General features: G+C 73.1%; 20 protein-coding genes. 13 read left to right on the forward strand and 7 right to left on the reverse strand.

All coding sequences use genetic code 11. The annotated features are described in order from the left end of the window. Positions 1–106: 106 nt before the first annotated feature. From ABD223_RS27320 to ABD223_RS27340, 5 genes are all read left to right on the forward strand, one after another. Positions 107–481: an STAS domain-containing protein gene (locus ABD223_RS27320; RefSeq protein WP_344039410.1), complete on the forward strand. Its 375-nt coding sequence runs from the start codon at positions 107–109 to the stop codon at positions 479–481. Beyond that, positions 478–2952, forward strand: coding sequence for a SpoIIE family protein phosphatase (locus tag ABD223_RS27325; protein ID WP_344039411.1), 2475 nt, complete (start codon positions 478–480; stop codon positions 2950–2952). Before ABD223_RS27320 ends, ABD223_RS27325 begins: the two co-directional genes overlap by 4 nt. Continuing rightward, on the forward strand, positions 2949–3719 hold the full coding sequence (locus ABD223_RS27330; RefSeq protein ID WP_344039412.1) for an SGNH/GDSL hydrolase family protein: 771 nt from the start codon (positions 2949–2951) through the stop codon (positions 3717–3719). The genes ABD223_RS27325 and ABD223_RS27330 overlap by 4 nt, the downstream gene beginning before the upstream one ends. A gap of 412 nt (positions 3720–4131) precedes the next feature. Then, positions 4132–4674 carry a hypothetical protein gene (locus ABD223_RS27335; protein WP_344039413.1) on the forward strand — a complete coding sequence of 181 codons (543 nt, stop codon included), beginning with the start codon at positions 4132–4134 and terminating at the stop codon, positions 4672–4674. A 542-nt stretch (positions 4675–5216) separates the two neighbouring features. Then, positions 5217–5756: a GNAT family N-acetyltransferase gene (locus tag ABD223_RS27340; RefSeq protein ID WP_344039414.1), complete on the forward strand. Its 540-nt coding sequence runs from the start codon at positions 5217–5219 to the stop codon at positions 5754–5756. A 73-nt stretch (positions 5757–5829) separates the two neighbouring features. Here ABD223_RS27340 and ABD223_RS27345 read toward each other — a convergent pair whose 3' ends face one another. Further along, positions 5830–6057 (reverse strand): hypothetical protein, encoded by a 228-nt coding sequence (locus ABD223_RS27345; RefSeq protein WP_344039415.1) that lies wholly within the window; start codon positions 6055–6057, stop codon positions 5830–5832. Between the two features lie 216 nt (positions 6058–6273). Between ABD223_RS27345 and ABD223_RS27350 the strand changes: the two genes are divergently transcribed. Further along, positions 6274–8043, forward strand: a complete 1770-nt coding sequence (locus ABD223_RS27350; protein ID WP_344039416.1) for a thiamine pyrophosphate-requiring protein — start codon at positions 6274–6276, stop codon at positions 8041–8043. Positions 8044–8164: 121 nt separating this feature from the next. Here the strand turns inward: ABD223_RS27350 and ABD223_RS27355 are convergent, their stop codons facing one another. Beyond that, positions 8165–8860, reverse strand: a complete 696-nt coding sequence (locus ABD223_RS27355) for a GAF and ANTAR domain-containing protein (RefSeq protein WP_344039417.1) — start codon at positions 8858–8860, stop codon at positions 8165–8167. Between the two features lie 170 nt (positions 8861–9030). Next, positions 9031–9456: an ATP-binding protein gene (locus ABD223_RS27360; RefSeq protein WP_344039418.1), complete on the reverse strand. Its 426-nt coding sequence runs from the start codon at positions 9454–9456 to the stop codon at positions 9031–9033. Positions 9457–9638: 182 nt separating this feature from the next. Here ABD223_RS27360 and ABD223_RS27365 point away from each other — a divergent pair, with 182 nt between their 5' ends. Then, a complete protein-coding gene (locus tag ABD223_RS27365) occupies positions 9639–10259 on the forward strand; it encodes a phosphoribosylanthranilate isomerase (protein WP_344039420.1) in 621 nt (206 codons plus the stop codon). 239 nt (positions 10260–10498) lie between these two features. Next, entirely contained in the window at positions 10499–11254 is a 756-nt protein-coding gene (locus ABD223_RS27370) for a GIY-YIG nuclease family protein (RefSeq protein WP_344039421.1), read from the forward strand. Positions 11255–11718: 464 nt separating this feature from the next. Here the strand turns inward: ABD223_RS27370 and ABD223_RS27375 are convergent, their stop codons facing one another. Next, positions 11719–12012 carry an Rdx family protein gene (locus ABD223_RS27375; protein ID WP_344039519.1) on the reverse strand — a complete coding sequence of 98 codons (294 nt, stop codon included), beginning with the start codon at positions 12010–12012 and terminating at the stop codon, positions 11719–11721. Between the two features lie 82 nt (positions 12013–12094). On the opposite strand from ABD223_RS27375, the gene htpG reads away from it, so the two are divergent. The 4 genes from htpG (at position 12095) to ABD223_RS27395 (ending at position 15946) form a co-directional block, all read left to right on the forward strand. Then, positions 12095–13966 (forward strand): molecular chaperone HtpG, encoded by a 1872-nt coding sequence (htpG, locus tag ABD223_RS27380; protein WP_344039521.1) that lies wholly within the window; start codon positions 12095–12097, stop codon positions 13964–13966. A 63-nt stretch (positions 13967–14029) separates the two neighbouring features. After that, positions 14030–14548, forward strand: a complete 519-nt coding sequence (locus ABD223_RS27385; protein ID WP_344039422.1) for a hypothetical protein — start codon at positions 14030–14032, stop codon at positions 14546–14548. A 442-nt stretch (positions 14549–14990) separates the two neighbouring features. Next, positions 14991–15707 (forward strand): ATP-binding cassette domain-containing protein, encoded by a 717-nt coding sequence (locus ABD223_RS27390; RefSeq protein ID WP_344039423.1) that lies wholly within the window; start codon positions 14991–14993, stop codon positions 15705–15707. Next, positions 15680–15946: a hypothetical protein gene (locus ABD223_RS27395; protein ID WP_344039424.1), complete on the forward strand. Its 267-nt coding sequence runs from the start codon at positions 15680–15682 to the stop codon at positions 15944–15946. The genes ABD223_RS27390 and ABD223_RS27395 overlap by 28 nt, the downstream gene beginning before the upstream one ends. A 4-nt stretch (positions 15947–15950) precedes the next feature. Here ABD223_RS27395 and ABD223_RS27400 read toward each other — a convergent pair whose 3' ends face one another. The 3 genes from ABD223_RS27400 to ABD223_RS27410 form a co-directional block, all read right to left on the reverse strand. Continuing rightward, on the reverse strand, positions 15951–16700 hold the full coding sequence (locus ABD223_RS27400) for a thioesterase II family protein (RefSeq protein WP_344039425.1): 750 nt from the start codon (positions 16698–16700) through the stop codon (positions 15951–15953). Continuing rightward, positions 16697–18121 (reverse strand): acyl-CoA carboxylase subunit beta, encoded by a 1425-nt coding sequence (locus ABD223_RS27405; protein ID WP_344039426.1) that lies wholly within the window; start codon positions 18119–18121, stop codon positions 16697–16699. The genes ABD223_RS27400 and ABD223_RS27405 overlap by 4 nt, the downstream gene beginning before the upstream one ends. Positions 18122–18527: 406 nt before the next feature. Continuing rightward, on the reverse strand, positions 18528–19181 hold the full coding sequence (locus ABD223_RS27410; protein ID WP_344039427.1) for a TetR/AcrR family transcriptional regulator: 654 nt from the start codon (positions 19179–19181) through the stop codon (positions 18528–18530). 81 nt (positions 19182–19262) lie between these two features. On the opposite strand from ABD223_RS27410, the gene ABD223_RS27415 reads away from it, so the two are divergent. Continuing rightward, on the forward strand, positions 19263–20891 hold the full coding sequence (locus tag ABD223_RS27415; RefSeq protein ID WP_344039428.1) for an MFS transporter: 1629 nt from the start codon (positions 19263–19265) through the stop codon (positions 20889–20891). Positions 20892–20990: the final 99 nt, after the last annotated feature.

Consider the following 20990-nt stretch of genomic DNA (forward strand, 5'->3'; position numbering starts at 1 on the left):
GCGGAGGTGTGACACTCGTCCACCTGGCGACCTGGGCACGCGTAACACCCGGTCACGGATGTGGCAGTGTGCTCGGGGCCCGGCGCCTCGGGTTAGGCTCCGGTGGATGAACGGCGTGGAGGAGAAGAGGGTGGGCGAAGCGCTGTCGGTGGACGTCCTGGAACGCGCCGACGACACCGTGGTGGCGGTGACCGGCGAACTCGACTTCGGCACGACCCCGCGACTGCTGGAGGTCGCGGAACCGCTGGCCGCCACGGGCGGCGCGCTCGTGCTCGACCTGACCGGACTGACGTTCTGCGACTCCAGCGCCCTCAGCGCGCTGGTCCGCCTGCACAAGGTGACCAGGGCCGCGGGCGGCGCGCTGTGCCTCGCCGCGCTGCGACCGCAGGTCAAGGCGGCCATCACGATGACGTCGCTGGACCAGTTGCTCACCATCGTCGACGAGGTGCCGCCGGCTGGGGACGAGCGCCGCCGCCCATGACCCGAGCTGGAGACGCCCGGCGCGGCCACCGCTTCGCCGCCTTCGGCCTGTCCGACATGGTGGAGGTCGCCGCGGCCCTGCGCGGCGCGGCCGAGCGCGCGCCCGACTTCGCCGCGGCGGCCGAGGCCGTGGTCCGCGGGCTGCGCGCGGATTTCGTCGACGAGCGCGGCGAACCGGTCCTCCAGCTGGTCCGGCTGTTCTCCACGCGCCGCTTCGCCGACCTCGCCGAGGACGCGCAGGAGGTCGTGCGCGCCGCGATGGCCGAGCGGGACCCGCGCGCCGATCCGCCAGACCCGGACCTGCGCTGCCTGACCCTGGAGGCCACCGCGGGCGTCGAGCCGGGCCGGGACGACCCCGCCCGCTCCCGGCGCGACCGCGTCACCCCCCTGCCCGACGCCGCGGCCGTGGCCGGCGCGCCGGTGCTCTCCACCCTGATCGCCGAACTGGGCGTGCCGCCCGAGGACGTGGCCGCCGGGTCCTTCGACGACGGCCGGGGTCGGTTCGGCGTCTTCCACGTGCCCGTGGCCGCGGGCAGTGACCGGGTGCCCGACCAGGACCTCGTCGCCGCCCACGACATCGCCTCGGTCCTCGGGTTCGGCGGGGTGCTGCCCGGCGGCGACGTGTTCTGCGCGGTGCTGTTCTCCCGCGAGCCCATCCCGACCGGCGCCGCCGAGCTGTTCCGGGCCGTCGCGGTCGGCGTCCACGCGGGCCTGCTCGCCCACCCCTGGGGCGGCGCGGGCCCGACCGCCCAGCGCGACGCGCTGCGCGAGCACCTGGCGGTGCTGGAGGACGTCGCCCGCAGCCAGGCGGCCGCGCTGGAGACCGCGCTGCGGGACATCCGCGCCGAAGCCGAGCTGGTCGACGTGCTCCAGGGCGTCGGGCGGCGGCTGACCGCGCAGCTCGACCTCGACGTGCTGACCCAGGACGCCACGGACGCGGCCACCAAGGCCACCGGCGCGGAGTTCGGCGCGTTCTTCTACAACCTGGTCGACCAGTACGGCGAGTCCTACTCGCTCTACACCCTCTCCGGCGTGCCGCGCGCGGCGTTCGAGGGCTTCCCGATGCCGCGCAACACCGCGGTGTTCGCCGCGACGTTCGACGGCCTGGGCACGGTCCGCTCCGACGACATCACCCGGGACCCCCGCTACGGCCACAGCGAGCCCTACCGCGGGATGCCGCCGGGCCACCTGCCGGTGCGCAGCTACCTGGCCGTGTCGGTGATCTCGCCGTCGTCGCAGGAGGTGCTGGGCGGCTTCTTCTTCGGCCACGCCGAACCCGGCCGGTTCACCGCGCGCCACCAGCAGCTGGCCGAGGGCATCGCCGGGTACGCGGCGATCGCGCTGGACAACGCCCGCCTGTTCGACCGCCAGCGCGCCATGGCCACCGAGCTGGCCCGCAGCATGCTGCCGACCGTGCCGCACGTGCCCGGCCTGGAGATCACCTCCCGCTACCTGCCCGCCGCCACCGGCTCGGAGGTCGGCGGCGACTGGTTCGACGTGATCGAGCTGCCCGCCGGGCGCACCGCGTTCGTCATCGGCGACGTGGTGGGCCGCGGCGTGACCGCGGCGGCGGTCATGGGGCAGATCCGCACCGCCGTGCGGTCCTACGCGCTGCTGGACCTCCCGCCCGCCGACGTGCTCGGCCGCGTGTCGAACCTGGCCGACAGCACGCCCGGGGCGACCTTCATCACCTGCCTGTACGCGGTGCACGACCCGGTGGAGCAGACGCTGACCTACGCCAGTGCGGGGCACCTGCCCGCGGTCCTGCTGCCACCCGGCGGCGAACCGCGGCTGATCGGCGAGGGCCTGGGGATGCCGCTGGGCGTGGGGGAGGACTTCGCCCAGGAGCAGACCGCGTTCCCGCCGGGCGCGTGCCTGGCGCTCTACACCGACGGCCTCGTCGAGAGCCGCCACCGCGACCTGACCGAGGGCATCGAGGCGCTGGTCGACGGCCTGCGCCACCTGCCGGACGACCTCGACCCGCAGGTGGCCTGCGACAAGCTGATCGACCGGCTCACCGAGGGCCGCCACGACGACGACGTCGCCCTGCTGCACGTCCGGCACACCGCCGGGCGCCGCCGGGTCGCGGCCCTGCCGCTGGGCGCCGACCCCGCCGTCGCGGCGCGGGCGCGGGCCTTCGTCGCCGACCGACTGGGAGAATGGGGGTTGACCGACGTGCTGGACGTCGCCCTGACGGTGACCAGCGAGCTGGTCACGAACGCCGTCAAGCACACCGAGGACCCGGGCACGCTGCGGCTGCACCACGACGGCGCGCGGCTGACCGTGGACGTCGCGGACCGCGGCGCCACCCTGCCCCGGCTGTTCGAGGCGGGCCCCGAGGACGACGGGCGTCGCGGGCTGTTCCTCGTCAACGCGTTCGCGACGCGCTGGGGCACCCGCACCACCCTGGACGGCAAGGTCGTCTGGGCCGAGATCCCCGCGCGGACCGGGAACCGGGGTGACCACCGGTGAGCGACCTGCGCTACGCCGCCCTGGGCGACAGCTTCACCGAGGGCGTCGGCGACGAACTGCCCGACGGCTCGCCGCGCGGCTGGGCCGACCTGGTCGCGGCGGGCCTGGCCGCCGCCCGCGGCGAGACCGTGCACTACGCCAACCTCGCCGTGCGGGGCAGGCTGCTCGAACCCATCGCGACCACGCAGCTCGACGCCGCGCTGGCGCTCGCGCCGCAGCCCACGCTGATCACGTTCAACGGCGGCGGCAACGACATGATGCGCCCCGGCATCGACACGGCCCACCTGGTGGCGCTGACCGAGCGCGCGGTCCGGCGCTGCCTCGACGCCGGGGTGCGGCTGGTCCTGCTCAGCGGGGCCGACCCGTCGGCCAGGCTGCCGTTCGGGCGGGTGGTCCGCCGGCGGGGCGCGGAGCTGACCACGGCGATCGCCGAGCTGGCGGAGCGCCACGACCTGCTCTTCGTGGACATGTTCAACGACACCGAGATCCGGCGGCCCGCCTACTGGTCGCCGGACCGGCTGCACCTCAACGCCGCCGGGCACCGCCGGGTCGCCTCGGTGGTGCTCGCCGCCCTGGGCCACCCCGTGCCCGCGCACGCCGTCGAACCCGGCCCCGAGGCGACGCGGGGCCTGATGGCCGAGGCCCGGTACTACCGCGAGCACGTGCTGCCGTGGGTGAACCGCCGGCTGCGCGGCATCTCCTCCGGCGACCACGAGCCCGGCAAGCACCGCGACTGGACGCCGGTGGAGGCCATGCGGCCCGTCTGACCGGCCTGGGTTGGCCTTCACCGAGGGGCAAGCCGCACCGTGGAACCGGTCGGCGACTCGCGCGCGTACCTGCCGCGCGGCGGCGGGCTGTTCCGGATCACGCACGACCACACCGCGGTGGAGTCGCTGATCGCCGAGGGCAGGCTCACCGAGGAGGGGGCGCGCAGCCACCCGCAGCGGGCCCTGCTCGTCCGAAAGGGCCGGACGTGTCCACCCGGGAAATCCGGTGTTCACGCATTTTGCGGGTTTGTCCGCGTGCACCTGGACGGACTATTGCCCCTTCGCCCGTCCGGAGCGCATGCTCGACAACAGTCAAGAAGGCGATACGAGCCGGAACGTCACCGGGAAATTCCCGCGCGGCGACGCCGCGCCGCCCTCTCGAAAAAACCCCGCCCCGGATCGAGGATCAATCATGAGAATCATGCTGCGCAGATTCCTGGCAACGACGAGCGTCGCGGCGCTGCTGACCGCCGCTGCCACCGGGTCGGCCGCGCCGGCCCTCGCCACCCCGACCGGCGGCCCCCTCGCCGTCATCTGCCTGGGCACCGAAGCCACGCTCTACAACCCCGGCGTCGTCCTCCTGCCCCGCGTCAACACCTTCGCGGGCAGCGGCACCTACGGCCCGTGCCTCGGCCTGGGCGCGGGGCCGGCATCGGGCACCACCACCCTGTCCGGCACCGGCACCTTCTCCTGCCTCGCGGGCATCGCCACCGGGCAGCAGACCCTCAACTGGAGCGACGGCACCTCCAGCCAGATCAGCTTCACCGCCCTGTCCGTGCGCCCGGCCGGTGAATCCGTCCTCATCTTCAGCGGCACCGTGACCTCCGGACGCTACGAGGGCGCGGCGGTCACCCGGGCCATCCAGCTCCTGACCTCCGACATCACCGCCTGCCTCACCACCGGCATCACGGAACTGGCCGGCCCCACCGAGTTGGCCTTCACCCGCCTGGCCTGACATCCGGGCAGGCCGACATCCCGGCCCCGGCCACCCGCACGCCGCCGCGCTGTCGTCCGGGCTGCCGCCGGGCAATGCACTCGCCCTCAACGGGTCAATCCTTCCGGTATGAAAAAGTCCGATCCGTGATGAGCGCCGCCACGCGGACGGAAGTGTTCGCAACAGAGGGTTCTTCGCCTCCGTGGGAGGCTCGCGGGACAGGGCGCCGGAGCAGTCGGCGCGTCTCCGTCGCACCACAGGCCGCGCGCCTTCACCCCGCGCTCACCGCGGATCCTCCGCCGAGTCGGCGACGCCATGGCGCCTGAACCGATCACACCATCGACATCAGTCCCGTGGCGCCTTTTGCCCGGTCGGCCACGACGCCGTCGCGGTTGCGGTCGGGTGTGGCGCGGCTCGGCGGCCGCGCGGTGTCGTGGTCACCGCGTTGGCGGCCGGGATCGGCCCGGGGTGTGGCCGCCGGCTGAGACGGCCGCCGGTCCCGGGCGGAGGCGGCGGTCCTCCCGCGAGGATGACCGGTACGACGGCGAGGAGGAGGTGCCACGGTGGCGGTGCCCGTGCTGCGCGCGGCGGTCCGGTCGGACGTGCCGGCGATCGGCGAGCTGATGCGGCGCTCGGTGCTGGAGCTGTTCCCGCACTTCCACGACGAGCGCGAAACGGCGTCGGCCGCCGAGCACCTCGCCGTGCCCGACGTGGTGCTGATCGACGACGGCACGTACTTCGTGCACGAGCACGCCGGCGAGGTCGTCGCCTGCGGCGGCTGGAGCAAGCGCGACAAGCTCTACACCGGCTCGGGCGCGCGACCGGGCGAGGACCGGCTCCTGGACCCCACCACCGAACCCGCGCGCGTGCGGGCGATGTTCGTGCGGGGCGACTGGGCGCGCCGCGGCCTGGGCCGGGCCCTGCTGGGCGCGTGCGAGCGGGCGGCCGGGGAGTCCGGTTTCCGGTCCCTGGTGCTGGTGGCCACGCTGCCCGGCGTGCCGCTCTACCGATCGTTCGGCTTCCGCGAGGTGGAACCCGCCCGCGTGCCGCTGCCGGACGGCACGGTGCTGGCCGGCGCGTCGATGGAGTACCGGCTGGGCTGAACCGGCCCGGCGGCTCTTCCGCACCACCGACCTCCGCGGTGGTCGGTCACCGCGGTCGGGCAGCGGGCGCGGGTCATGACCGGCTGCGCCTCGGCGGCGGCCGCCGCCGAGGCGCAGCCGAGGGCCGGTGCACCAGGCGGAGCACCTCCAGGGCTCGCGCGCCGCGTTCCTGGTCGCGCGTCAGGACGGCGATCACACCGGCGATCAGCGTCAGGACCACCGCCGCGCCCCACCTGAGGACGGCGAAGAGGACAAGACCTGCGAACGGCGCCGCGCCGACCAGGTCGAGGGGAGCGTTCATCAGCGCTGCTTCCTCGCATGAGGGGGTACAGCGCCTGTTTCCCTGGCACTAGTGCGGGAGAAGCCCTGCCGAGCAGGCGTCCCCGCAGCCGAGTCAGAGGAGACAGACGACTGGTTGGTCCTGCCACCATGCCGGCCGCGGTCAACGTCCGGCAAGCGTTTCGGCCGCCGCTGCCCGGGAACTCGGCGACCACACGACCCTTCCCGAGGAGGACGCATGAGCACGGTCGCCGACGCCCTGGTCCAGCGCCTGCGCACGTGGGGCGTGCCCAGGGTCTTCGGCTACGCGGGCGACGGGATCGACCCGATCCTCGCCGCCCTGCGCCGCGCCGACGGCGACCCCGAGTTCGTGCCCGTCCGCCACGAGGAGATGGCCGCGTTCATGGCCACCGGCCACGCCAAGTACACCGGCGAGGTCGGCGTGTGCCTGGCCACCCAGGGCCCCGGCGCGATCCACCTGCTCAACGGGCTCTACGACGCCAAGCTGGACCACCGCCCGGTGGTCGCGCTCGTCGGCCAGGTCGTGTCCACCGCGCTGGGCACCGGCTACCTCCAGGAGGTGGACCTGCACGCGCTGTTCAAGGACGTCTGCGGCCAGTACCTCCAGACGGTGTCCGCGCCCGAGCAGCTGCCCGTGCTGCTGGACAACGCGATGCGCACCGCCATCTCCGAGCGCGTGCCGACCTGCCTGATCCTGCCGCACGACGTGCAGCGCGCCGACGCGGTGGAGGAGCTGCCGCACACCCACGGCGTGGTGCCGTCCTCGGCGGTCGTCGCCCGGCCCCGCGTGCTGCCCCGCGAGGACGACCTGCGCCGGGCCGCCGACCTGCTCAACGCGGGCCGGAAGGTCGCGCTGCTGATCGGGCGCGGCGCGGCCGGCGCGGAGCGCGAGCTCGCGGAGGTCGTGGACGTGCTGGGCGCGGGCGCGACCGCGTCCCTGGTCGGCAAGACCGTGATCACCGAGGACGCGCCCTGGCACACCGGCGTCATGGGCCACCTGGGCACCACCGCCTCGGCCGAGCTGATGGCGGGCTGCGACACGCTGCTCATCGTCGGCAGCAACGACCCGTGGACCGAGTTCTACCCGGAACCCGGCCAGGCCCGCGCCGTGCAGATCGACATCAAGGCCCGCGTGGTCGGCGGCAAGTACCCGGTCGAGGTACCCCTCGTGGGTGATTCGACGGAGACGTTGCGGGCGCTGCTGCCGCTGCTGACGCCCAACCCCGACCGGTCGTGGGAGCAGGAGGTGTTCGCGAGCGTCGCCCGGTGGCGGCGGATCGCCGGGGCACGCGCCCAGGCGCCCGCCGACCCGCTCAACCCGGAACTCGTGGTGCACGAGCTGTCCGCCGCCCTGCCGCTGGACGTCCAGGTCGCCGTGGACGTCGGCTCGGCCTGCTACTGGTACGCCCGCCACCTCGCGCTGCCGGTCGGCGCGCCCGCGCACACCTCCGGCTACCTGGCGTCGATGGGCTGCGCCCTGCCCTACGGCCTGGCCGCGAAGCTGCACGCGCCCGACCGGCCGGTGGTGGCGCTGGTCGGTGACGGCGCGATGCAGATGAACGGCCTGCTGGAGCTGATCACCGTCGCCGACCGGTGGCGCACCTGGGCCGATCCGAGGTTCGTGGTGCTGGTGCTGCACAACCGCGACTTGAGCGAGGTCAGCTGGGAGCAGCGCGAGATGGAGGGCGACCCGCGCTTCGAGACCTCGCAGCGGGTGCCGGACTTCCCCTACGCCGCCTACGCGGAGCTGCTGGGCCTGCGCGGCATCCGGGTCGACGCGCCCGACGAGGTGGGGAGGGCCTGGCAGGAGGCCTTCCAGGCCGACCGGCCGGTGGTCCTGGAGGCCGTGGTGGACCCGAACGTGCCGCTGCTCGCACCGCACCTGCCGGAGGAGAAGGTGGACACCATGCGGCGCGCGCTGGAGCAGGAGTCGAACGAGGCGGCGCTGGAGCAGTTGCGGCGTCAGCGCGCCGACGAGGGGCGGTGAGCGGCGGTGGCGTGGTTGACGGGCGGCTGACGGAGCAGTGGTGGCGTGGCTGACCGGTGGCGGCAGCCGTCGTCCCTCGGCCGGCAGCCGGCCGCGCCCCCGTCCAACCGGTCGGCGGTCGCTACGCCTCGGCCGGCAGCTTGCCGGTGGTGGCCAGCTCCTCGGCGAGGTCGCGCAGCTTCCGGTTGTTCTGCTGGCTCACCCGCACCAGCACCGAGAACGCCTGGTCGGCGTTGATCGTGTAGCGCTCCATGAGGATGCCCTTGGCCTGCCCGATCAGGTCCCGGGTGTGGGCCGCCTGGGTCAGCCGGTCCCGCTGCTGCGCCTCGGCCAGGGCGACCGCCGAGTGGCTCGCGAACAGCAGCCCCACGTGCAGGGAGTCCTCGTCGAACGAGCGCGGCTCGGGGGCGTACAGGTTGAGCGCGCCCAGGTCGTCGCCCTCCACGAACAGCTGGAACGACAGCATGGACCCCACGTCCAGCGACCGGGCCCGCGAGGTGAACCGGGGCCACCGGGTGTCCGCCGCCAGGTCGGGCACGCTGATCGTCCGGTCCAGGTAGAGCGCCGTCAGGCACGGCCCCTGACCGGTCTCGAACTGGACCTGGTCGACCTGCCGGGGCAGGTCGTCGGTCACCGAGACCGTCCTGACCTCCCGCTTGCCGACGACGGTCATCACCCCGGCGTGCCGGGCGCCGGGGATGGTCTCCACCGCCGCGCGCACGATCCCGTCCAGGGTGTCCTGCGCGGTTCCCCGCTGCTGGAGGGCGCGGGCGACCTCGCTCAACCGGACCGCGAGGTCGTTGTCGTGGTTGGCCATGGCCACCTCTCGTCCGTTCCCGCGCGATCCCCGTCGGCCGCCCTGCTCCGGCGCCAGGTCACCTGCCCGGTGGCGCTGATGCCCGCAACCACCGTACGGGAACGCGTCGGGCGCGCCCCGGAGGCCGCGGGGGCCGCCAGGACCCGACTGGGCCGATCAACCACCCGCGGTCAACCGTCGCTGGTCAGGACCGCCCACACGGTCTTGTACGAGGTCCGCTGCGCCACGCCCCAGTCCTTGCACAGGTTCTCCACCATGAGCAGGCCGTGCCCCCGGTAGCGCCCGGCGGAGGAGCGGCCCAGCACCGGCAGGCGCGGCGACTCGTCGTCGACCTCGACGCGGATCAGCTGCCGGCCGGTGCCCACGCGCAGCTCCAGCGCGCGCCCGCCGTGGTCGTAGGCGTTGCTGACCAGTTCGGTGACGACCAGCAGCACGTCGTCCACCTTGTCCTCGGCGAGCACGGGCAGGTACGCGACGGTGCGCCGCCGCACGTCGGCCAGCGCGGGCGGGTGCGGACCCGTCAGGTCGACGACCAACGGCACGGGTGGTGCGTGATCACCCTCATCGGCCATGGCGAACCCGTCCTGTCTGCTCAAGACGCCTGTGGTGCGAATCCCCGAAACGTGACCGCTGCGCAGAAGCTACCTTGCCAGGCGGTCACCGCGTCGCCCCCGACGGGCGGTGCGTCGCCCATTCCACCCGGCCCGGCCCGGCCGCCTGGTCCTCTGTGGACAAGCGCCTCCGGGCGCGCCCGGGCCGGCGCGCTACTGTCACCGGCATGTACGTGAAGCTGTGCGGCCTGCGCACCGGGGCCGACGTGGCCGTGGCGGTCGAGGCCGGGGCGGACGCGGTGGGTTTCGTCTTCACCGAGAGCGCGCGGCAGGTGGACCTCGACACGGCCCGGCGGCTGGTGCGCGAGGTGCCGCCGCACGTGCTCGCCGTCGGCGTGTTCCGCGGCGTCGGCGCGGCCGAGGTGCGCCACCTGGCCGAGGCGTCCGGCATCGGCGCGGCCCAGCTGCACGGCGACTACCCGAGGGAGGCGTTCGACCAGGTCGGGGCCTCGGGGGTGCGCCTGGTGCGCGCGGTCGCGCTCAAGCCGGACACCGACGTGAGGGTGGGCGCGTACGGCGAGGACCTGCTGCTGCTCGACTCGCCCGTGGCGGGCTCGGGCGAGCGCTGGGACCTCTCCACCCTGGACCGCGCCCGCCCCGAGGGGCAGTGGCTGCTGGCGGGCGGGCTGGGCGTGGGGAACGTCGCCGAGGCCGTCACCCTGGCCCGGCCGTGGGGCGTCGACGTGTCCAGCGGCATCGAGTCGGGCCGCGGGGTGAAGGACCACGGGCTGATGCGCGAGTTCGTGGCCGCCGCCCGGTCGGCTGCTCCCCGCTCCGCGGAGGACTGACCCGGACCGGGACCGGTCGACCTGTCCGGTTCGGTGACGCCCGGCTCCCGAGCGTCACCGGGTGTGTTGACCTCATTAGACCGATCCGATGACCTGCTACGGCGATCGGGCCAGTCGCGTAACGCGAACGGCGTAATGCCCGATCCGCAGTACATGCTGGGCCCCGTGCCTACCGCACGGTCGGTCCGGACGGGATCACGGGAGGCGCGGGTGGCGGCGACTACCACCGGCTCCGGCTCGTGGAGGTCGACCTGACCGCCGATCACCTGGTCAAGGCCGAGGCCGAGCGCGACGAGGCCCGAGCCGAGCGCGAACGGCTCCGCGAAGAGGCCAAGGTGGTGAAGGAGATCGAGAGGGAACGGGCCCGCCTGGCCAAGGAGCGCGCCCATTACGCGACCGTGGTGGCCAAGCTGGAGGCGAACGGGGACCTCGAAGGCCTGTCGCGTGCCCGGGAGCAGTTGGCCTCCGTCGACGACGCGATCGCCGGCGTGGAGGACCGCGCCGCGAACGCGCGTGCGGGCTACGTGTACGTGATCTCCAACATCGGCGCGTTCGGGCCTGACGTGGTGAAGATCGGCATGACCCGGCGCCTCGACCCGATGGACCGGGTGCGGGAACTCGGCGACGCCTCGGTGCCCTTCCGGTTCGACACCCACGCGTTGTTCTTCTCGGAGGACGCCGTCGCCCTGGAGACGTCGCTCCACCAGCGGTTGGGCCACCGTCGGGTCAACCTGGTGAACTCCCGTCGCGAGTTCTTCTACGCCACGCCCGCGGAGGTCCGGGACCTGCTGTCCGAGCTGGGCGACGACCACGTCCTGGAGCACAGCGACACCGCCGAGGCCGTCGAGTGGCGCGCCTCCGAGCCCGGCAGGCGCGCCGAGGCCGCCACGTCGAGGTCGGGGGCAGTGCTGTCCGCTGTCGGCGCGCGCACCGACGTGGGCGATGACGGCGACCTGTCCGACGACGGCGACCTGTCCGACGACGGCGGGGAGTGACCGGTGACCCACCCCTCGGCGCCGCCTCCACGCCCCGCCGCGTGGCTGCCCGACCCGCTGAACGGCGCCCTGGTGCGCTACTGGGACGGCCGTCGCTGGACGTTCCACACCGCGGAGCGGAAGGTCGTCCGGCAGGAGCGGCCGGCTCAGGACCCGCCCGCGCAGCCCGCGCCCGGTTTGCGCCCGGACATCGCCGAAGCGCTCACCAACCACCGCCTGCTGTTCCTCTTCGCGGGCGTGCTCCGCAGGCAGTTCTTGCAGGTGGACTGGAACCGGGCGAAGGAGGTCGTCTACGACCAGAGGACCAAATACCTTCTCGGTCTACACGACGAAACCGACAAAACGGGCTTTTCCGGCGATGTCGGTGCGCGTCGCGAACCTCGCGGACGCGCAGGTGCTGGCGCAGGTGGCGCAGGCCGCGTCCGCCGCGCCGCGGCTCGACGTCGTCTGAGGGCGACCCGGGCTCAATCCACCACCCGCCGGTCGGTGTGGCCCAGGTCGCGGTCCGGGGCGATGCGGTCCCGGACCAGCCGCTTCAGGGCCGCCACCTCGGGGAACCCGCCCTCCGCCTTCCGCGACCACAGCACCTCCCCGTCGAGCCGGACGTCGAAGACGCCACCCGTGCCGGGCACCAGGGCGACCTCACCCAACTCGGTGGTGAAGGTCGTCAGCAGCTCCTGGGCGGTCCACCCGGCGCGCAGCAGCCAGCGGCACTGCGTGCAGTACTCGATCTCCAGGCGCGGTCGTCTCGCGGTCACGAACTCAGTATCGGCCACGTACCCGGCGCCGCCGTTCTGGATACGATGTGCGGTCGACAGGAGCCGGACAGAGAGGACGGACGTGGAAACGCTCGAGTTCCAGTCGGAGGCGCGGCAGCTCCTCCAGCTGATGATCCACTCGATCTACTCGAACAAGGACACGTTCCTGCGCGAGCTGGTCTCCAACGCCTCGGACGCGTTGGACAAGCTGCGCCTGGAGACGTTCCGCGACAAGGACCTGACCGCGGACACCTCCGACCTGCACATCGCGATCGAGGTCGACCGCGAGCAGCGCACGCTGACGGTCCGCGACAACGGCATCGGCATGACCCGCGACGACGTGGTCAACCTGATCGGCACCATCGCCAAGTCCGGCACGGCCGAGTTCCTGGGCAAGCTGAAGGAGGCCAAGGACGCCGCCGCCTCGCAGGACCTCATCGGCCAGTTCGGCATCGGCTTCTACTCGACGTTCATGGTCGCGGACAGGGTCACGCTCGTGACCAGGCACCCGCGGTCCGCCGAGGGCGTGCGGTGGGAGTCCAGCGGCGAGGGCACGTACACGGTGGAGGACGTCGCGGACGCGCCGCAGGGCACCGCCGTCACCCTCCACCTCAAGCCCGCCGACGACGAGGACCAGCTCCCGGACTACACCTCGACCGCCAAGCTCACCGAGGTGGTCAAGCGCTACGCCGACTTCATCACCTGGCCGATCCGGCTGGCCAAGGGCGGCGACGACGCCGAGCCCGAGGTGGTCAACTCGCGCAAGGCGCTGTGGGCGCGCCCGGCGAGCGAGGTCACCGAGGACGAGTACGCCGAGTTCTACCGGCACGTCAGCCACGACTGGAACAAGCCGCTGGACACCATCCGCATGAAGGCGGAGGGCACGTTCGAGTACCAGGCGCTGCTGTTCATCCCGTCGCAGGCGCCGCTGGACCTGTTCATGCGCGAGCGCAAGCGCGGCGTGCAGCTCTACGTCAAGCGCGTCTTCATCATGGACGACTGCGAAGAGCTGATGCCGGAGTACCTGAGGTTCGTCAAGGGCGTGGTGGACGCCCAGGACCTCTCGCTGAACGTCTCGCGCGAGATCCTCCAGCAGGACCGCCAGATCCAGCTGATGCGCCGCCGCCTGGTCAAGAAGGTGCTGTCCACCGTCAAGGCGATGATGGCGGACAAGCCGGAGGACTACGAGACGTTCTGGCGCGAGTTCGGCGCGGCCGTGAAGGAGGGCCTGCTCGCCGACCCCGAGAACCGCGACGCCATCCTCGGCATCGCCTCGTTCGACTCCACCCACGACGCGGAGAAGAAGACCACGCTCGCGCAGTACGTCGAGCGGATGAAGGAAGACCAGCAGCACATCTACTACATGACCGGCGACTCGCGGGCCACGGTCGAGAACTCGCCGCACCTGGAGGCGTTGCGCGCCAAGGGCTTCGAGGTGCTGGTCCTCACCGACCCGATCGACGAGATGTGGGTCGACGGGGTGCCCGGGTTCGAGGGCAGGACCTTCCAGTCGATCGCCAAGGGGCAGGTCGACCTGGAGACCGAGGAGGAGAAGAAGGAGGCCGAGGAGCGGCAGAAGGACTTCGCCGACCTGTTGGCGTGGATGTCCGCCACCCTGGAGGAGCAGGTCAAGGAGGTGCGGCTGTCCTCGCGCCTGACGACCTCGCCCGCGTGCGTGGTCGGTGACGCGCACGACCTCACCCCGACCCTGGAGAAGATGTACCGGGCGATGGGGCAGGAGCTGCCGCAGGTCAAGCGCATCCTGGAGCTGAACCCGACCCACCCGCTGGTCGTCGGCCTGCACGAGGCGTTCGCCGCCCGCGAGGACCACGACGGGCTGGCCGGGACCGTCGAGCTGCTGCACGGCATGGCGCTGCTCGCGGAGGGCGGCGAGCTGACCGACCCGGCCCGCTTCGTGCGGCTGCTGTCGGACCACCTCCAGCGCGCGCTGTGACCGGTCGGGGCGGGGTGGCGGCGCGACCCGCCACCCCGCCCCGCCGCGGGTAGCCTCGTGGCCGTGCCGCAAGTCTTCATCCAGCCCTCCTACGGCAAGCCCTGGGTGCGCCGGTACTGGGCGGAGACCCTGGACCGCACCGTGCCGTTCCGGGAACCGGACCGCGCCGGCCTGCTCGACCCGGAGGACCTGGCCCGGCTGACCGCCGTGCACCCGTCGGGCCGGGCGCGGTTCTGGGGCGCCACGGCGAAGCACGACAGGCGGATGGACACCGTCGTCACCGGCGACGTCGTGCTGCTGACCGGCCGCAAGCGCGTGCTGGCGGTCGGCGAGGTCGGCCACGGCCTGCGCAACCCCGACTTCTCCCGGCACCTGTGGCGGCCCGACCCCGGCAGGTGCGTGTGGAGCAACGTCTACAGCCTGCGCGCGTTCTGGCCCACCGACCTCCCCTACGAGGAGGTCTGGGCGCTGCCCGGCTTCAACGCCGGCGACAACTTCATGGGGCTGCGCTTCCTGGGCCCGGACAAGTCGGCGGCGGTGCTGGAGCTCACGGCCGACGTGCGGGCCACGCCGCCGGAGTGACCCGGGACCGGTTCGACCCCTCGGCGCCGGGCACCGGCGGCACCTCGGAACACCGAAGCCGGCATCGTGACAGAGGCTAGTGGCGAAGGTCACACTAGTGGAGTCGTTGGGGCAGAATACCGTGCAATCCGCGTCGGCTCCTGTCGAGAAGCGTTATCCACCCGAACAGGGGAAGGTGATCACCCGGTCGAAAGATCGGGCCCCGATATTCCACGCGTCGGAGATTTGCGCGGGTCGCCGTGCGTGCGGCGGGTGGGACCCCCGGTGTTCCCGGGCCGTTTCCGGGAGGTTCGACGCCCTCGTCTTGTGACCCTTCGTCACTTTCCTCTCGCGGGTCTTCCCGATCGGGGGTTGGTGTAGGTCCACCTCGATTGTGGCGTTAGCGCCATGCCCTCCACCGGTTGCCTCTCTTAGCGTTGAGGTCAGTTCATAGGAGGAGTTCATGCGTGCAAGGGTTTCGGAGGAGCGGGTGCTCCCGGGTGCCGGGGTCGCCGGGACTCCGCTGCTCCGGCTGGACGGCGTCCGCAAGCAGTTCGGGGACGAGGTCGTGCTCGACCGCGTCGACCTGGAGGTGCGCGGCGGCGCGCTGGTCGGGGTGGTCGGCGGTCCCGGTGCGGGCAAGACGACGCTGACGTCGATCGCGGCCGGGCTGCTGCCGCCCGACGACGGCGTCATGTGGCTGTTCGGCGAGGACCTGTGGGACGGCCCCGGGTTGGTGCGGTCGGCGGTCGCGCTGGTGCCCGACGACGAGCCGGTGGTCGACCGGCGCTCGTGCCACGACGTGCTGGTGTGCGCGGGGATGGCGCACGGCCTGTCGCGCGTGGCCGCGGAGCGCAGGTCGACCCTGCTGCTGTCGGTGTGCGAGCTGACCGGCGCGGCCGACCTGCCCGCGTACCGGTGCACCGCCGGGCAGCGCCTGCTGCTGCGGCTGGCGACCGCGCTGCTGGGCGAGCGCCGGCTGCTGGTGCTGGACGACCCGTTCGCCGGGGTCGACGCGTGGGCGCTCGGGGTGGTGCGCGCGGTGCTGGGCGAGTTCACCGCCTCCGGGGGCGGTGTGCTGTGCGCCGTCCGCTCGTCCGAGCGGATCGCCGCGTGGTGCGACCGCGTCGTCGAGCCGTTCAGGGGGAGCGGGTGCGCGTTCGACTCGAACACCCGGTGAGCGCGGAGGTGGACGCGGAGGGCAGGTTACTGCTCACCATGCCCCGCACGGGCACGTCGTTCCTCTTCGAGGCCGAGCACACCGGGATGTGGATCGCGCTGCGCCGGCACGACGGTCGCGTGGACGAGGCGTCCGCGTCGCTGGCGCGGAGGTGGAACGCCGACCGGCACGCGGTGCGCGAGGACCTGGGCCGGTGGGTGTCCCACCTGTGCGCCATCGGCCTCGCGCACCTCGACTGAGGGGTCAGCGGGCCCGTCGGAGGCGGTCGGCGATCAGCGCGTTGACCGCCTCCGCGTGATCGGTCAGGTAGAAGTGGCCGCCGCGGAAGACCTCCAGCTCGAAACCGCCCGCGGTGTGCTCCGCCCAGGTCCGCGCCTCGTCCTCGGACACCTTCGGGTCACCGTCGCCGATCAGCGCGGTGATCGGCGTCCGCAGCGGCGGGCCGGGCACGTGCTCGTAGGTCTCCACGGCCTTGTAGTCCGCCCGCAGCGCGGGCAGCACCATCGCCAGGATCTCGTCGTCCATGGCGCGCAGGTCCGTGCCGCCCAACGACCTCAGCTCCTCCATCAGCACGCGGTCGCCCCGGAGGTGCAGCCGCTCGCCGCGGTGGGTGGTGGGGCCGCGCCGGGCCGACGCGAACAGGTGGACCGGCGTGACACCGCGCTCCTCCAGCCGGCGCGCCACCTCGAACGCCACGGTCGCGCCCATGCTGTGGCCGAAGAACGCGAACGGTTCGCCCGTCCACGCCAGCAGTTCCGGCACCAGGGCGTCCACCAGCTCGGGGATCGAGTCGACGGCGGGCTCCGCGCGGCGGTCCTGCCGCCCCGGGTACTGCACGGCCAGCACGTCGACCCCCGGCGCGTGCGCGCGGGCCACCGGCACGAAGTAGGACGCGGAGCCGCCCGCGTGCGGGAAGCACACCAACCGCACCGGCGCGCCGGCGGTCGGCCGGAACCGGCGCAGCCAGGTCCCGGTGGAGGTCGGTGCGCTCACAGCGGGATGTTCCCGTGGTGGCCGCGGCCCGGCTGCGCGGACGCGAACGCCTCGGCCAGCCTGCGGCGCGTGTCGCCCGGCGCCACGACCTCGTCCACGACGCCGAGCGCGATCGCCCGGTCGACGCCGCCCGCGATGCGCTGCTGCTCCTCGGTGAGCCGGGCCAGCAGCTCCGGCCGCTCCTCCTCGGTCGCGGCGGCGAGCTTCTTGCGGTGCAGGATCTTCACGGCCGCCTCGGCGCCCATCACGGCCACCTCGGCGTCCGGCCAGGCGAACACCGCGCTGGCGCCCAGGGAGCGCGAGTTCATGGCGATGTACGCGCCGCCGTAGGACTTGCGGGTGATGAGGGTGACCCGGGGGACGACCGCCTCGGCGAAGGCGTGCAGCAGCTTCGCGCCGCGCCGCACCACGCCGCCCCACTCCTGCCCGACGCCGGGCAGGTAGCCGGGCACGTCGACCAGCACCAGCAGCGGCACGCCGAACGCGTCGCACATGCGCACGAACCGCGAGGCCTTCTCCGCGCTCAGCGAGTCCAGGCAGCCGCCCTTGCGCAGCGGGTTGTTCGCGATGACGCCGACCGTGCGCTTGGCCAGCCTGCCGAAGCCGACGACGACGTTCGGCGCCCACTTGGCCTGCAACTCCTCGAAGGAGCCCGCGTCGAGCACGTCGTTCAGCAACGGCTTCACGTCGTACGCGCGGCGCGGCGACTCCGGCAGCCAGGAGCTGGGGTCGCGGCCGTCGTCCGCGGACGCCAGGTCCAGCACGCCGGGCCGGGTGAAGAAGTCCACCAGGGAGCGCGCCTTCCGCAGCGCCTCCTCCTCGGACTCCGTGGTCACGTGGACCACGCCGGACTTGCGGCCGTGGGCCTCGACGCCGCCCAGGCCCTCCATGTCGATCTGCTCGCCGGTGACGCTGCGGACGACCTCGGGGCCGGTGACGAACACCCGGCCGCCCTCGGCCATCACCACGATGTCGGTCAGCGCGGGCCCGTACGCGGCGGCTCCCGCGGCCGGGCCGAGGATCACCGAGATCTGCGGCACCCGCCCGGAGGCCCGGGTCATCGCGGCGAACATCCGGCCGACGCCGTCCATGGACTCCACGCCGTCGGCGAGCTTCGCGCCGCCGGAGTGCCACAGGCCGATGACCGGGACGCGGTCGCGCACGGCGATCTCGATCGCCTCCACGATGCGCTGCGCGCCGGACCAGCCCATCGCGCCGCCCATCATGGTGGCGTCGGTGCAGTAGGCCAGCACGGGAGAACCGTTGACGCGCCCGCGCGCCGCCCGCACCCCGCTGCCGTCCTGGTCGTGCAAGGGCGCCAGGGAACCCGGGTCGAGCAGGTTCCCCAGCCGGACCATCGGGTCACGCGGGTCGAGCGGTTTCGACCCCTCGACCGTCGTGTCGGCAGCCAGAACGGACATGCGGTCTCCTCGACTCGGCTAGCGGGGGGCGGTGCCTCGAACCTGCCGGTGGCCGTACCGCGCGACAACCCCTAGGGCACCCCTGGGCGGTCCGGGTCGGCCCCCTTGCCCGCCCCGCAAGGGGTGGACGGGAGGAGTGGGCGGGCGCGAGGGTTCAGCAGGCGGGAAGAAGGGGAAGTGCCGCCGGCACTTTCGGGCACGTCGGACACGGAGGGCAGCGCGGGTGTTCACCGGACCGGCGGAGTCGGGTTCGGGCGCTCCGACCGGAGGCGTGCCGGCGGTGGGTGTGCCGGCCGGGGGTGTGCCGGTGGTGGGTGTGCCGACCGGGGGTCTCCCGGTGGTGGGTGTGCCGACCGACGGTACCCCGGCGGGCGTGCCGTCCGGTGGCGTTTCGGGTGCGGGTGGTTCAGCGCTGGGCGCCGGGTTTCCCCGCAGTGGGAGCCGCGTCGCCGCCCTCGTTCGCGCCGGCGTCGTCCCCCTCGGGGGACCCCACGAGTTTCTCCCCGATCGCCCGCACCGCCGACAGCAGGTCGCCCGCGGTCGGCGCGGACGGCGGGTCCAGCAGGTTCTGCACGGTCAGCCCGATCATCACCGAGAGCAGGAACGACCCGGCGGCGAGCCGCGTCGGGTCGTCGGGGTCCTCGTGGGGCACCGCCAGGGCGCCCAGCGACGGGCGGGCGCGCTGGTAGGCGATGGCGAGCTTCTCCCGCAGGTCGGGCATCCGCTCGGCGAGGGAGAACGCCTCGATGCCCGCCACCCACAGCGGGCGGTGGCTGCTGAAGGACTCCAGCACGCCGCTCCACATGATCTCCAGGCGGTCGGACGTGGTGAGGTCCGGCCCGCCCGCGCTGATCATGACCCGGTCCAGTTCGGCGCCCCACTCCTCGAACGCCGCGACGAGCGCCGCGTTCAGCAGCGCCTCCTTGGACCCGAAGTGGTAGCCGATCGAGGCCAGGTTGGTGTTCGACGCGGAGACGACGTCCCTCGCCGTGGTGTTGGCGTAGCCGCGCTCGTACAGGCATTTTCTCGCGCCGGCGAGCAGCTGTTCTCGATGGCCCACGACGTGACCCTACAGGATCGGGACAGTGTTTTCATACAGACGTCATATACAAGCGTATAGATCGGGTGTAGTTTCATGGACATGACTCCAGCCCAACGTGCCGGGAAGCGGGAGTGGTGGGGGCTGGCCGTCCTCGTCCTCGTCACGCTGATCATCAGCATGGACATGACCGTGCTGTCCTACGCGCTGCCATTCCTGAGCGCCGAACTGGCGCCGTCGAGCAGCCAGCTCCTGTGGATCACCGACATCTACGCGTTCGTGCTCGCGGGCCTGCTCATCCCCATGGGCACGCTCGGCGACCGCATCGGCCGCCGCAAGCTGCTGATCATCGGCGCGGCCGCCTTCGGCATCGCCTCCGCCGTGTCGGCCTACGCGAGCAGCCCCGAGGTGCTCATCGCCACCCGCGCGCTCATGGGCGCCGCCGGTGCGACGCTGATGCCGTCCACCATGTCGTTGATCCGCACCATGTTCCAGGACGAGCAGCAGCGCCGCGCCGCGATCGGCCTGTGGTCGGCCGGCTTCTCCGCCGGTGGCGCCATCGGCCTGCTGGCCGGCGGCGTGCTGCTCCAGTCCTTCCACTGGGGCACGGTGTTCCTGATCAACGTGCCGATCATGCTGGTCCTCGTGATCGCCTCGCCGCTGCTGCTGCCCGAGTACCGCAACCCGAACGCCGGGAAGATCGACCTGGTCAGCTCGCTGCTGCTGTTCGCGAGCGTGTTGCCGGTGGTGTGGGGCGTCAAGGAGTTCGCCGAGCAGGGCTTCGGCTGGCTGCCGCTGGCCGCGGTGGTCGTGGGCCTGCTGCTCGTGCCGCTGTTCATCCTGCGCCAGCGCGCGCTGGACGACCCGATGGTGGACGTGCGGCTGTTCCGCAAGGCCGCGTTCTCCGCCGCGCTGGTCACCAACGTGCTGGCCAACTTCGCGCTCGTCGGCTTCATGTTCTTCACCGCCCAGTACCTCCAGCTGGTGCTGGGGCTCGAACCGTTCGTGGCGGGCCTGTGGTCGCTGCCGCAGGCGTTCACCGCGGCGATCGGCGCGGCGGTGCTGGCCCCGTTGCTCACCTCGAAGCTCGGGCACGCGACCACCACCGCCCTCGGCCTGGCCATCGGCATCGGCGGCTTCCTGGTGATGTCGCAGGTGGGCGTGGAGGACGGCCTGGCCCAGGCGGTCGTCGGCCAGATGCTGTCCACCATGGGCATGGCGATGGCGCTGACGCTGACCGCCGAGCTGGTGGTGACCACCGCCCCGCCGGAGCGCGCGGGTTCCGCCGCCGGCCTCTCGGAGACCGGCAGCCAGTTCGGCAGCGCGCTGGGCGTGGCCGTGCTGGGCAGCGTCGGCGCGTTCGTGTACCGCTCGCAGCTCGCCGACAACCCGCCCGCCGGGGTGCCCGCCGACGCGCTGGACTCCGCCCGGGACACGCTGGGCGAGGCCGTCGAGGTCGCCGGCACGCTGTCCGCGGCCGCCGGTGACGCGCTGAGGCTGGCCGCGCGGACGGCGTTCACCGAGGAGCTGCACGTCGCCGCCTACTCGGTGTCCGGTGTGCTGCTGGTCACCGCGGTGCTGGCGTTCACCATGCTGCGCAAGGTGCCGCGCCCCGTCCCGCCGCCCGCCGCCGCGCCGGAGGTCACCGAGGACGCCGCGGGCCCCGACCCCGACCCCGACCCGGTCGGCCAGGACGACAGCGAGCGGGAGAAGTCCGGCTCCACGGCCTGACCAGCACCACCAGCTCCACCAGCTCCACCGGGATCCCGGCCGCACCCCTGTGCGGCCGGGATCCCGTCGTTTCCGGGAAGGGGTCGATCGGGGTTTGCC

This window comes from Saccharothrix xinjiangensis (assembly GCF_039527585.1).
Lineage (GTDB): Bacteria > Actinomycetota > Actinomycetes > Mycobacteriales > Pseudonocardiaceae > Actinosynnema > Actinosynnema xinjiangensis.

Excerpts from the sequence above, each read along its gene's own strand:
- ABD223_RS27350 (WP_344039416.1), top strand. The coding sequence starts at position 6,274 with ATGAGCACGGTCGCCGACGCCCTGGTCCAGCGCCTGCGCACGTGGGGC.
- ABD223_RS27415 (WP_344039428.1), top strand. The coding sequence starts at position 19,263 with ATGACTCCAGCCCAACGTGCCGGGAAGCGGGAGTGGTGGGGGCTGGCC.
- ABD223_RS27335 (WP_344039413.1), top strand. The coding sequence starts at position 4,132 with ATGAGAATCATGCTGCGCAGATTCCTGGCAACGACGAGCGTCGCGGCG.
- ABD223_RS27325 (WP_344039411.1), top strand. The coding sequence starts at position 478 with ATGACCCGAGCTGGAGACGCCCGGCGCGGCCACCGCTTCGCCGCCTTC.
- ABD223_RS27355 (WP_344039417.1), bottom strand. The coding sequence starts at position 8,860 with ATGGCCAACCACGACAACGACCTCGCGGTCCGGTTGAGCGAGGTCGCC.
- ABD223_RS27320 (WP_344039410.1), top strand. The coding sequence starts at position 107 with ATGAACGGCGTGGAGGAGAAGAGGGTGGGCGAAGCGCTGTCGGTGGAC.
- ABD223_RS27405 (WP_344039426.1), bottom strand. The coding sequence starts at position 18,121 with ATGTCCGTTCTGGCTGCCGACACGACGGTCGAGGGGTCGAAACCGCTC.
- ABD223_RS27345 (WP_344039415.1), bottom strand. The coding sequence starts at position 6,057 with ATGAACGCTCCCCTCGACCTGGTCGGCGCGGCGCCGTTCGCAGGTCTT.
- ABD223_RS27365 (WP_344039420.1), top strand. The coding sequence starts at position 9,639 with ATGTACGTGAAGCTGTGCGGCCTGCGCACCGGGGCCGACGTGGCCGTG.
- ABD223_RS27390 (WP_344039423.1), top strand. The coding sequence starts at position 14,991 with ATGCGTGCAAGGGTTTCGGAGGAGCGGGTGCTCCCGGGTGCCGGGGTC.